The sequence below is a fragment of the Micromonospora lacuserhaii genome (assembly GCF_036902735.1).
GTDB lineage: Bacteria > Actinomycetota > Actinomycetes > Mycobacteriales > Micromonosporaceae > Micromonospora.
Window position 1 is genome coordinate 170,951 of the sequence record NZ_JBAKHO010000002.1, and the last position, 10,838, is coordinate 181,788.

Sequence of the window (10,838 nt, forward strand, 5' to 3'; positions counted from 1 at the left end):
GGCGCGGCGCCGGTCGGCGCCGCGCCTTTCGTCGCCTCCCGGTGCGGTCGGCGAGGGTCCGGTTTCACGGCCCGGCCGGGCCGCCGGGGGTGGCCCCGGCGACGATGCTCACCCGCCACGGCTCAGCCGCTCGTGGCCGGCAGCACTGATCAACAGCAGCGCGAGCACGCCGAGCGCCACCACGGCGGGCAGCACGTGGCCGAGCGGCGTCAGGAGCAGCGCCAGGGCGGCGAACGCCACCTGCACCGGCTCGACGGCGCCGGTGGAGAGCCGGAGGAAGAGCAGCCGCCCGGCCAGGTAGAGCGCGGCGCCGCCGTACAGGGCGACAGCGGTCGGCCAGGCCAGCGACGACCCGACGGCGTGGTGCCCGCCGGTGTCCGGCTCGGCGGCGTACGGCTCGGCGACGTGCGCGAGCACCTGCTCGATGCCGACCGCCAGGTAGATCACGCCGATGATCAGCAGCACGTGGGCCTGGCTGTAGGCGTCGGAGGCGATCCGGTCGCGCCGGTCCCCGGTGGCCGCACGCAGGGCGCGGGCACCCGCGGGCGCGGCGGCGTCGAAGTACAGCCACCACAGGCACACGGTCACGGTCAGGCCGAGCACGGCGACCCCGAGGACCGGCAGCGCGGTCACCGCGGGGCTGGCCCCGACACCGGCGGCGACCAGCGACTCGCCGAGCGCGATGATCACGACGAGCCCGTGCCGCTCGGAGAAGTGGCTCGGGCTCTGCAGTGGCCAGGCACCGCGCCGGCCGTACGAGAGGCGCTGCCCGCCGATCTCCACGACGAACGCCAGCACCCACAGCACGGGTTGCACCGCCCCGCCGAGCAGCGCGCCGAGCAGCAGCGGCACCCAGCTGAGCACGCTGATGCCCGCGAAGAACCGGATCCGGGCCCGCAGGCCGGGCACGCTCCCCGCCGCCCAGTGGTACAGCGTCAGATGCACCACGCGCAGCAGCACATAGGCCAGCGCGAGGAGCAGCGGTCCGTCCAGGCCCGGTCCGGGCGTCCAGGCCCGGGGCATGACCAGCGCGGCGACGAACAACGCCGCCATGCCGACGAGCACCCCCGCCCGGACCACACCGACGTCCGCCGGCGTCTGGTTGCCCAACCAGGTGTACGACCCCCAGGCGATCCAGAGCAACACCAGCAGGAGCAACCCCTGCGCCATGGCAACCAGGGTCGGCGGCTGCCCGATCAGCGCCATGATCCGGGTGAGCGCGAAGACGAAGACGAGGTCGAAGAAGATCTCGAACGGCGTCGCCCGGCGATCCCGGGCCGCCGGTGCCGGCGGCATCTGGCTGATCAGTACGCGCCGCAGAGGCCGTGGCCCCGACGGTCGTGCGCGACCACGCGGCAGGCGTTCATGCCGTTGCTCTCCTGATCATCCAGACGAACGCCGGCGGGCGGCGCTGGACGTCCCGCACGCCGGCGCCGCATCCGCGGACACCTTCCGGCCAGGGCGGTCACCGGATGACCGATGGGTCCGGGTCGGCTCTCCCCGATGCTATGTGGCCGGCACCGAGCGTCACCGCCGGTTCGCCGAACCCGGACCCACCCCGGGTCCCTGGGGGCGCTGCCTCGGTTGTCACGGATCGGCGCCCTGCCTGGTCGTATCGGATGACAATGGCGGTGCCAGGATGCACCGCCGGCTGACAGGAAGTGATCCCATCATGAAGATCGTCGTCATCGGCGGCAGCGGACTCATCGGCTCGAAGGTCGTGGCCATCCTCGGTGAGCGGGGCCACGAGACGGTGGCCGCCTCCCCCAAGTCCGGCGTCAACACGCTGACCGGGGCGGGCCTGGCCGAGGCGCTCGACGGCGCCGACGTCGTCGTCGACGTGTCGAACTCCCCCTCGTTCGCCGACGCCGACGTGCTGGAGTTCTTCGAGACGTCCACCCGCAACCTGCTCGCCGCGGAGGCCGCAGCCGGCGTACGGCACCACGTGGCGCTCTCGGTCGTCGGCGCCGACCGGATCCCGGACAGCGGGTACATGCGGGCGAAGGTCGCCCAGGAGAAGCTGATCGAGGCGTCCGCGCTCCCCTGGTCGGTCGTACGGGCGACCCAGTTCTTCGAGTTCGTGCCGGGCATCGTCGACAGCGCGACGGTGGGCGACACCGTGCACCTCGCCCCGGTGCTGATCCAGCCGATGGCCGCCGACGACGTGGCGGCCGCGGTGGCCGAGGTGGCGGCGGGCACGCCGACGAATGCGGTCGTCGAGGTCGGCGGCCCCGAGCAGTTCCGCCTCGACGAGCTGGGCCGGGCCACCCTGGCGGCCCGGCACGACCCTCGTGAGGTGGTGGGCGACCCCGCGGCGCCGTACTTCGGCGCGGTGCTGGCGGAACGCTCGCTGGTGCCGGCCGACGGCGCCCGGCGCGCCGAAACCCGCATCGAGGACTGGCGCGCCAGTTCCGCCCAGGCCCGCTAGTGGCTCGTGGGGCGGCCGCTGTCGGAGACGGCCGCCCCCGCGACCCTGCCGTGGGCGCCTAGGTTGTGGAGGTGAGCAGCGAGCCGGACATCGGGGGTCCCGCCCGGTCGACCAGTGGCGGGGACACGGTCCCGGCGACGGATGTGGAGGCGTTCCTGGCCGTCCGCCCGCGACTGTTCGGGCTCGCCTACCGGATGCTCGGCCGCGTCGCCGAGGCCGAGGACATCGTGCAGGACGCGTGGCTGCGCTGGCAGGGCACCGACCGCCGAGCGGTGCACAACCCGGCGGCGTTCCTCACCACCACCACGACCCGGCTGGCGATCAACGCCGCGACGTCGGCGCGGTCCACCCGCGAGACGTACGTCGGGCCGTGGCTGCCCGAGCCGGTGGACACCTCCGCCGACCCGACGCTGGGCGCCGAGCGGGCGGAGGCGCTGGACCTTGCGGTCCTGCTGCTGCTGGAGAAGCTCACCCCGACCGAGCGTGCCGCCTACGTGCTGCGAGAGGCGTTCGGCTACCCGTACCGGGAGATCGGCGCGGTGCTGGACACCTCCGAGGCCAACGCCCGCCAGCTCGCCGGGCGGGCGCGGCGGCACCTCGCCTCGGACCGGTCGACCCCCGTTGGCCCGCCGGAGCGGCGCCGGCTGGCCGAGGCGTTCCTCGCCGCCGCCCGCGACGGCGACCTGGCCGCCTTGGAGCGGCTCCTCACCGCGGACGTGATCGCCCACTCCGACGGCGGCGGCCAGGTGCCCGCCGCCCGCAAGGACGTGCGCGGCGCAGCCCGGGTGGCGAACCTCCTCGACAATGTCCTCCGCAAGTACTGGTACGCCGCGACCTTCCAGCTCGTCGAGGCCAACGGCGACGCCGCGCTGCTCGTGCTCGACGCCGACGGCAATCCGCTCGCCGTCGTCGCCCTGGACGCCTCGGCGCGCGGGATCGAAGGGCTGCTCCTGGTGCTCAACCCGGACAAGCTGCGGGACTTCGCGGCCGGCGGCTGAGCGGAGGGCCGGCCGGGTGATCATCCAGTGCCCGGCATCACCGACGAGCGCGGACGGCTGCGTTCTCCGTGGGGGTGAGCCGGGCGACGCGAGACGCCCGGTCGGGCGAACGGGAATCAGCTCGGCGGCCAGGCCCGGCGCCGCCGGTCAAGGCAGAATCTCGACGTACCCGTCGCTTCCGTGCACGCGGATCCGCTGCCCATCGGGAATCAGCCGGGTGGCATCCACCACACCGACGACCGCCGGCAGGCCGTACTCCCGTGCGATCACTGCGCCGTGTGTCATCAATCCTCCGACCTCCGTCACCAGGCCTGTGATGCCTACGAAGAGGGGTGTCCAGCTCGGGTCCGTGTAGGCCGTGACGAGGATGTCACCCGGTTCGAGATCAGCCTGGGCCATGTCCAGGATGACGCGGGCGCGCCCTTCGATGGTCCCGACCGAGACCGGTATGCCGATCAGGGCGCCGGCCGGCACGTCGTCGCGTCGGTACGCCCCGGCGATGGCCTCGCCATCCGATGTCAGCACCCGGGGCGGCGTGAGCGCGTGGTACGACCGGAACGCGTCCTTGCGCTGCCGGATGAGCTGGTCATCCACCTGGCCCGAGCGCACGACGTCGTGGAGCTCCTGGAACGTGAGGTAGAAGATGTCTTCCTTCTCCGCGAGCACGTTGGCCTGCACGAGGCGCTCGGCCTCTTCCAGCAGGGCCTGTTTGTAGACGAAGGAGCGGCTGACGATGCCGTACTTCGGGTACTCCCGGTAGCCGATGAAGGTCCGGACCCGGTCGATCATCCGCTTGGTCTCGTCGGCCTTCTGCTCCCCGTCCGGCAGTGCCCGCAGGCGTTCGAGCACCTCCTGCGCCTTCTTCTGCGCCTCCTGCCGCCCTTGCTCGAAGCGCCGCTCGGCGGCGCCCGGCGCGAAGTTCCTGACGTTGTCGAGGATCACGGGCACGAGCGTGCTGGGGCGTTCGCGCCAACGCGGCCTCGTGATGTCGATCTCGCCGACGCAGCGCATGCCGTACCGGTCGAGGTAGGCCTCGATGGCGTCGCGCGCTTCGGTCCCGCCCGCGAGCTTCGGCAGCTCGTCCAGGAAGCCCTCGTCCTCCACGCCCTGCAGGAACGCCACCACCTCCGGGTGCGGCCGGATCACGTCCGCGACGTCGAGCAGCGCCAGCCCCATCTCTGACGTGACGTTGCCGGGGGCGGACAGCGTGAGCGTGTCGGCAGCGTTCTTCTCGCCCAGCCACTCCCGCAGCTGGTCGTTGAGCCACCAGGTGGCCTCCATCCCCGCCATGATCGCCTGCATGCTCAAGGGATCACTGAGGACTCGCTTGTGCTCCTGGAAGGCCTCCAGCAGGAAGTCGAACAGCGCCGGTCCGGTCAACGTCGCGATGTCGCGCCGCAGGGCGGCGATGGAGGCCTGGCTGCGCTCGATCAGCTCGGTGACGATGGCCGGATCGGTCTCGATCGGGGCGGACGCGCCGCCGGCCGGCGACCCGCCGGGACCAGCCTCCGGGAGCGTCGGAACGAAGTCGCCGCGGTCGAGGACGGTCTCCAGCGCGTCCCTGATCAGCGGATCGCCCCTCCCCACCACCTCCAGGAGGCCGGCGCGGCTCGCGGGCGAGGCCAGGCGCCGGGTGACGTCGACGAACAGCCTCCCGCCGGCCTCGTGCATCGGCGCCATGGCCGTCAGCTGCCACACGGAGACGCCCAGTGGCTTCATGGGGTCGGTCATCATCTGCTGATGACCAACGGAGACGTAGACGTGGTTCTCCCGGTCGCGGGCCGCGGGGATGGGGAACAGCGTGGTGATCGGCCGGCTCTGCACGATCTGGAAGTCATCGTCGACCAGGCACCATTCGATGTCCTGCGGGCGGCCGAAATGCGCTTCGATCCGCCGCCCGAGCTGCACGAGCCGCGCGACCTGCGCATCCGTCAGCGCCGGCTGCTCCTGCCGCTGCGGGTCGATCGCCACTTCCTGCGTCCCGCCAGCCGGCAGGGCGTGAACGGCACGCTGTTTGGCGGCGACCGCCTCCGCGACGACCTCGCCGTCGCGCACCTTGAAGACGTCCGGGTTCACCAGGCCGGAAACCAGGGCCTCGCCGAGGCCGAAGCTGGCTTCCACGGTGGCGACCTTCCGGTTGCCCGTGACGGGGTCGGCCGTGAACAGGACGCCGGCCGCATCCGGGAAGACCATCTGCTGCACGACCACGCCCATGTGGACCGTACGGTGGTCGATGCCGTTCCGCAGGCGGTAGGTCACGGCCCGCTCGGTGAACAGCGACGCCCAGCACCGGCTGACGTGCTGGAGGATCGCCGCCGGCCCCACGACGTTCAGGTACGTGTCCTGCTGGCCGGCGAAGGATGCCGTCGGCAGGTCCTCTGCTGTCGCGCTGGATCGCACGGCGTAGCCGGCTTGCTCGCCGAGCCGGGCGAGCGCGCGGGTGATCGCCGCCGCCAGATCGCCCGGGATCGCGATCCCTTCGATGGTCCGGCGGATCTCCGCGCTGAGCCTGCGGATCGCCTCCCGGTCATCCGGGTTCAGGCGCGACAGCTGATCGAGCCGATCATCGATCGACGGCGCTTCCGCCATGATCCGCCGGAAGGCGGCCGTCGTCACGCAAAACCCAGCCGGCACGCGGATGCCTTTTATCCGCGACACCCCGCCCAGGTGCGCGGCCTTGCCGCCAACGACCGCGACCTGCGTCGCGTCAACCTCTAGAAGATCCAACACGTACTGCTCGATCATTGCGATACCTCCGAGGCAGTCGTGCTCCGTTGCACCGCACTGGCCGATCGAATCACCGGCGCCTCCAGCTGTGTCGAACCTCTTGTCGGGCACGTCCTCATGTCTGGTCGGCTTCCCTCCGACGAGTCGGCCGGCCGCTGCGCCCGGTCGGGCGGCGCGCACCCCCGCACCTCCGCGTCAAGCGCCCGCAACTGCACCGCCAATCTCATCAGCGGTTCGAGGTCGCGGGGTCCCCCGTACATCGACAACACACCCACGGCGTGCCCCCCATTTCCTCGTCGGTGCTGGGTCCGGCCGCCGATTCTGCGGCAGGACCCGGGTCTTGCCGCAAGCCCCCCTGTGCGCTATACGTTAGAAGTGGCAGGGAGTGGGATCTTCTTGCCTTTGTTTTTTGTCGTCCGCCGCGGGCTGAGATCCTTCGACCGCTTGGAGCGTGCCGGGCACCTCCGGCGGGTCCCGGACCTGTCCCGCAGGTGGATCCGCCAACGCCCCATCAGCGGCAGATGAGTACGGCGAAGCGCTTTCGTCGGCCGGCTCCGGGGGCGGCACTTTTCTGGCCGCCCCCATAGCCGTGTCTGGTCGAATCCTTGCCGGTACCGCAGCAGCGACGTCGCCCCGGTGCCGGCCACGCCTCAGCCGACGAGTGACGATCTCATCCCTGCAAGACGCGCCGCGGCTTGAACCGGCGAACCTCCTGCGGCCAGCCGCATGCTTCCGCGATTTTGCCGGCCCACATCCGGGCGGTCGCCTCATCCGGCACGTCCACGATGGTCAGGCCACCCAGGAACTCCTTGCTCTCGACATAGGGCCCGTCGGTGAAGACCATCGCACCGCTTGTGGCGTCTGCGCTGAAGACCGGGCCGTCCTCTTCCTCCAGGCCCCCGGCGAAGACGAATGCCCCGGCGGCCTTGATCTCATCAACGACCGCCCTGGCGAGTGGCCCGCGCCCGCGGAACCACTCCTCGGTGTGGTCACCCACCCACTGCTGATTGAAGTAGATGAGGTACTCGGGCATATCCGCTCCCTCTGATCGTCCGGACCCGACGTCCGTCTCTGCATACGCTACGAACGGCATCCGGCCGATCCGACACTCTCCAGCTTGATTTCTGTCAACCGGTCAACCGTCGCACTCACATCGGCAGTTCCGGATGCCATAGCCACGCAGACCGCCGGCACGGACGGTGACGAGCCGACCAGCGACCGGCGCGCCTTGACAGCGGCAGAACAGTAACGCTCACCTCGGCTCATGACCACGGACCTTAAGATCGCGGTCATGGCAAGCCTCCTCGAAGTGGTCTCCAGCCTGCACGACATCCCGGCCGGCGACGGGTACTCGGCAGGTCCGACGATCTACGCCAAACGTCCATGGACGCCGTCGACGGACGCGGTAGTACTTCGAGGTGACGACGTCCCAGAAGGTTTGACGACAGAGTCCGGTCACCACTACCTACTCGAAGTTGTTCTCGCCGTCGAAGTCATCGAGGTCTGGAGCGAGTGGCGGGCTGATGCCATCCCCTCGCCGGAGGAGGCAACGATGGCCGTCATCTACTACGGCGAGCATGACGCTTACCAGCCGCTGCAGTAGCGGCTGCGAGGCGCACTATCCTCATCGGCCGGCGACCAGCGTGAGCTTCCCAGCCCCACCCCTCGGGGACCGGGCCAATCTTGGCGTCCAGCCGGCGCCTCGGCGAAATGCCCCTCTTCAATGCGCAGTGGTGGGTGGGCAGGACCACGTCGGCGAGCCGAGTGCCTCCGGGCTGGGTGGCGCACTCAACCCGGCACGACCGGGCCGCACCGGACGCCCGCGGCCGGCGGCAGGGCCGGGACGCTCCCCCGGTGAACGGCGCGCTACCCGAACGCCTCGTCCGGGCCTCCGAACCGATCAGGAATCGAGAAGCGCCAGGGCGTCGTCCGGCCTAGCCTTTCCCAGGTGGCCGGCATACGCCGAGCCTTTGAACGGCGAAAGGGAGCCCGAGAATGTCCGCGAAGACCTCCCCGACCGTGTCCGACGGCTTCAGCCCCGAGGAGCGTGCCGCGATGAAGGAGCGCGCCGCCGAGCTGCGCGCCGAGGGCAAGAAGGGCGCCAAGAAGGCCGACGGGCTGCAAGCGGTCCTCGACCGGATCGCGCAGATGGCGCCGGAAGATCGTGCGCTCGCCGAGCGCGTGCACGTGACGGTGACCGCTACCGCCCCGGAGCTGTCGCCCAAGACCTGGTACGGAATGCCCGCCTACGCGAACGCGGACGACAAGATCGTCGTCTTCTTCCAGGACTCGGGCAAGTTCAACTACCGGTACTCGACCCTGGGCTTCCAGGACACGGCCAACCTCGACGACGGAGACCTGTGGCCGGTGTCGTACGCGCTGCAGAAGTGGAGCCCCGCGGTAGAGAAGAAGGTCGTCGAGCTGGTGAAGGCCGCGGTCTCCTGACCAGAGACCTCTCACCACCTCGCGTAGGTGACCTCCGCCGGTAAGGTGGGTACAGGCCGCGACGGTGTCCTCAGGGCTTGTCTGGGCTGTCACCTGCGGCTGGGCGATCAGGTGAACTGCGGCACCCGGGACTCGTGGCGCGGTTCGAGCGAGATGTGCGCGGACAGCGCACGGAGGAAGTCGGGCGCGTCGAAGATCTCGCCGGCGGAGGCGACGCCGCTCGTCCTCGTCCGACCGCCGAGAATGCGATGGACCGCTTCGACCGCCAGCGGTGCGCTGATGGCGTAGATGTCCCGACCCCTGGCCACGACGCGGCGTTGCGTGTCGCCGGAGCGCACGATGACGTCGACGGTGAACGTCTGCGCGGACCGGCCGAGCTCGTCGATCGCAGTCGGTGCGGGTGTGTCCTTGGCGGCCAGGTCCTTGGCCGCGTCGGTGGTCATGTACGTGCGCACCTCGGGGATGGACAGGTGGCTGGGGACGGTGACGACGTCGGCCATCGTGAACTCGCCGAGGACGGCCCGACGGCCCAGCGGAGCGGGAAAGTCCCATTCCAGGGTCGGCAGGCTGGACTCGTCGACGTAATACTCCAGCCGGCCTCCGGTGTAGCGGACACGGTGGCCATCGCGCCGCTCCCGGGAGACGGTGCCGGAGGCGAGGGTCCCGGCCGTGGGGTGCCAACTGCTCAGTCCGTACGCGACGTGCGCCTCGTCGGCCGCCGTCCAATCGCCCATCGCCGTCGTGACCAGCAGATCGCCGAGTCCGCCGAAGAAGGCCATCGCCGGGACCACCGCGACGCCTGCGGTGCGAGCGCGGTCGGTGAAGTGCGTGAACGTGTCGAGGTTGGCCTCGATCTCGGCCGCCACATCCACGTACGGCACCCCGGTGCGCAGCGCGGCCTCGATGACGGGGGCCGCAGTCGAGGCGAACGGGCCGGCGCAGTTGATGACCGCGGCCGCGCCCTTCAATGCCTGGTCGAGCGAGGCTGGATCGTCGACCGACGCCACCCGGTGTTCGAGCCCCGGATGCGACGCCGCCATCGCCTGGAGCTTGCCCGCATCGCGGCCGAGGAGGAGCGGGACGAACCCGCGATCGCGCAACTCCGTCACCACGAACCGCCCGGTGTGTCCGTACGCACCGAACACCGCCACGATCTGACTCGAACCCATCTGCGGTTCCTCCCCGTACTCCTCGAAAAGATCGACTGAGGAGAGCCTCCCGCAGCGGCCAGCCCCGGACCAGTGTCTGGAACGCCATGCCCCGTACAGTTTCGGACATGGCCACTATCGCGCTCGCCGCCACCGACGCGATGCTGCACTTCGAGCTCGCCATGGCCTGCGAGGTCTTCGTCCGCGACCCCTCCGGCCTGGCAGACCCGTGGTACGACCTCGTGGTCTGCGGCCCAGGCCCGGTCCGGATCGGCAGATTCCGGATGGAACCTGACGACGGGTTGGACCGGCTCGCCCGCGCCGACACCGTGATCATCCCTGCCGTGGAAGACATCGACGCGGACGTGCCACCCGACCTGCTCGACGCCGTCCGCGCGGCCCACGAGGCGGGCGCTCGGATGGTCTCGCTGTGCACCGGTGCGTTTGTGCTGGCCGCCGCCGGGGTGCTGGACGGGCTGCGCGCGACCACGCACTGGGCCCACACCGAGGCGCTGGCCGCCCGCTATCCCAGGGTGAAGGTCGACCCGGACGTGCTCTACGTCGACAACGGCACTGTGCTCGCCTCCGCCGGCAAAGCCGCCGCGATCGACCTGTGCCTGCACCTGATTCGCCGCGACCACGGCTCGACGGTCGCCAACGCCGTCGCCCGCCGCCTGGTCGTGCCCCCGCATCGCGCCGGCGGTCAGGCCCAGTTCGTCACCACCCCGGTGCCCGCCCGCGACGACCATCCCCTCGCCGACCTGCTCCCCTGGGCGATGGAACGGCTCGACCGGCCGCTGACCGTGGAGGACCTGGCTCGCCAGGCGAACATGAGCTCGCGCAACCTGGCCCGCCACTTCAGGTCGGTGACAGGCACCACCCCGCTGCAGTGGCTGTCGACGCAGCGGATCCGCCGGGCCCAGGAGCTGCTGGAGAACACCGACAACAGTATCGACGCCATCGCCCAGGCGGCTGGGATGGGAACCGCCACGACGCTGCGCCGACACTTCCACCGCACCGTCGGCGTGCCTCCGGACGCCTACCGTCGCACCTTCCGCAGGGCCTGACTCTCGGCGTCGGCCTGAAGCCATG

General features: G+C 70.8%; 9 protein-coding genes. 5 read left to right on the forward strand and 4 right to left on the reverse strand.

Going from position 1 to position 10,838, the window contains the following annotated elements; all coding sequences use genetic code 11:
- Nucleotides 1–108: 108 nt before the first annotated feature.
- The gene (locus V6U81_RS02125) at nt 109–1,296 is read right to left on the reverse strand and encodes a low temperature requirement protein A (RefSeq protein ID WP_334483543.1); all 1,188 of its coding nucleotides are present in this window, start codon (nt 1,294–1,296) and stop codon (nt 109–111) included.
- A 376-nt stretch (nt 1,297–1,672) separates the two neighbouring features.
- On the opposite strand from V6U81_RS02125, the gene V6U81_RS02130 reads away from it, so the two are divergent.
- Together V6U81_RS02130 and V6U81_RS02135 are read left to right on the forward strand one after the other, a co-directional pair.
- Nucleotides 1,673–2,428 (forward strand): SDR family oxidoreductase, encoded by a 756-nt coding sequence (locus V6U81_RS02130; RefSeq protein WP_334483546.1) that lies wholly within the window; start codon nt 1,673–1,675, stop codon nt 2,426–2,428.
- Between the two features lie 71 nt (nt 2,429–2,499).
- Nucleotides 2,500–3,426: an RNA polymerase sigma-70 factor gene (locus V6U81_RS02135; protein ID WP_334483549.1), complete on the forward strand. Its 927-nt coding sequence runs from the start codon at nt 2,500–2,502 to the stop codon at nt 3,424–3,426.
- A gap of 147 nt (nt 3,427–3,573) precedes the next feature.
- Here V6U81_RS02135 and rph read toward each other — a convergent pair whose 3' ends face one another.
- Nucleotides 3,574–6,171: a rifamycin-inactivating phosphotransferase gene (gene rph / locus V6U81_RS02140; RefSeq protein WP_334483552.1), complete on the reverse strand. Its 2,598-nt coding sequence runs from the start codon at nt 6,169–6,171 to the stop codon at nt 3,574–3,576.
- Nucleotides 6,172–6,823: 652 nt separating this feature from the next.
- Nucleotides 6,824–7,186 carry a YciI family protein gene (locus V6U81_RS02145; protein WP_334483554.1) on the reverse strand — a complete coding sequence of 121 codons (363 nt, stop codon included), beginning with the start codon at nt 7,184–7,186 and terminating at the stop codon, nt 6,824–6,826.
- 231 nt (nt 7,187–7,417) lie between these two features.
- Between V6U81_RS02145 and V6U81_RS02150 the strand changes: the two genes are divergently transcribed.
- On the forward strand, nt 7,418–7,756 hold the full coding sequence (locus V6U81_RS02150; protein ID WP_334483557.1) for a hypothetical protein: 339 nt from the start codon (nt 7,418–7,420) through the stop codon (nt 7,754–7,756).
- Nucleotides 7,757–8,148: 392 nt separating this feature from the next.
- Nucleotides 8,149–8,598, forward strand: coding sequence for an iron chaperone (locus tag V6U81_RS02155; protein WP_334483559.1), 450 nt, complete (start codon nt 8,149–8,151; stop codon nt 8,596–8,598).
- A gap of 107 nt (nt 8,599–8,705) precedes the next feature.
- Here V6U81_RS02155 and V6U81_RS02160 read toward each other — a convergent pair whose 3' ends face one another.
- The gene (locus V6U81_RS02160; protein WP_334483562.1) at nt 8,706–9,767 is read right to left on the reverse strand and encodes a saccharopine dehydrogenase family protein; all 1,062 of its coding nucleotides are present in this window, start codon (nt 9,765–9,767) and stop codon (nt 8,706–8,708) included.
- 107 nt (nt 9,768–9,874) lie between these two features.
- Between V6U81_RS02160 and V6U81_RS02165 the strand changes: the two genes are divergently transcribed.
- On the forward strand, nt 9,875–10,813 hold the full coding sequence (locus V6U81_RS02165; RefSeq protein WP_334483565.1) for a helix-turn-helix domain-containing protein: 939 nt from the start codon (nt 9,875–9,877) through the stop codon (nt 10,811–10,813).
- Nucleotides 10,814–10,838 lie beyond the last annotated feature (25 nt).

Excerpts from the sequence above, each read along its gene's own strand:
- V6U81_RS02125 (WP_334483543.1), bottom strand. The coding sequence starts at position 1,296 with ATGCCGCCGGCACCGGCGGCCCGGGATCGCCGGGCGACGCCGTTCGAG.
- V6U81_RS02130 (WP_334483546.1), top strand. The coding sequence starts at position 1,673 with ATGAAGATCGTCGTCATCGGCGGCAGCGGACTCATCGGCTCGAAGGTC.
- rph (WP_334483552.1), bottom strand. The coding sequence starts at position 6,171 with ATGATCGAGCAGTACGTGTTGGATCTTCTAGAGGTTGACGCGACGCAG.
- V6U81_RS02145 (WP_334483554.1), bottom strand. The coding sequence starts at position 7,186 with ATGCCCGAGTACCTCATCTACTTCAATCAGCAGTGGGTGGGTGACCAC.
- V6U81_RS02150 (WP_334483557.1), top strand. The coding sequence starts at position 7,418 with ATGACCACGGACCTTAAGATCGCGGTCATGGCAAGCCTCCTCGAAGTG.
- V6U81_RS02155 (WP_334483559.1), top strand. The coding sequence starts at position 8,149 with ATGTCCGCGAAGACCTCCCCGACCGTGTCCGACGGCTTCAGCCCCGAG.
- V6U81_RS02160 (WP_334483562.1), bottom strand. The coding sequence starts at position 9,767 with ATGGGTTCGAGTCAGATCGTGGCGGTGTTCGGTGCGTACGGACACACC.
- V6U81_RS02165 (WP_334483565.1), top strand. The coding sequence starts at position 9,875 with ATGGCCACTATCGCGCTCGCCGCCACCGACGCGATGCTGCACTTCGAG.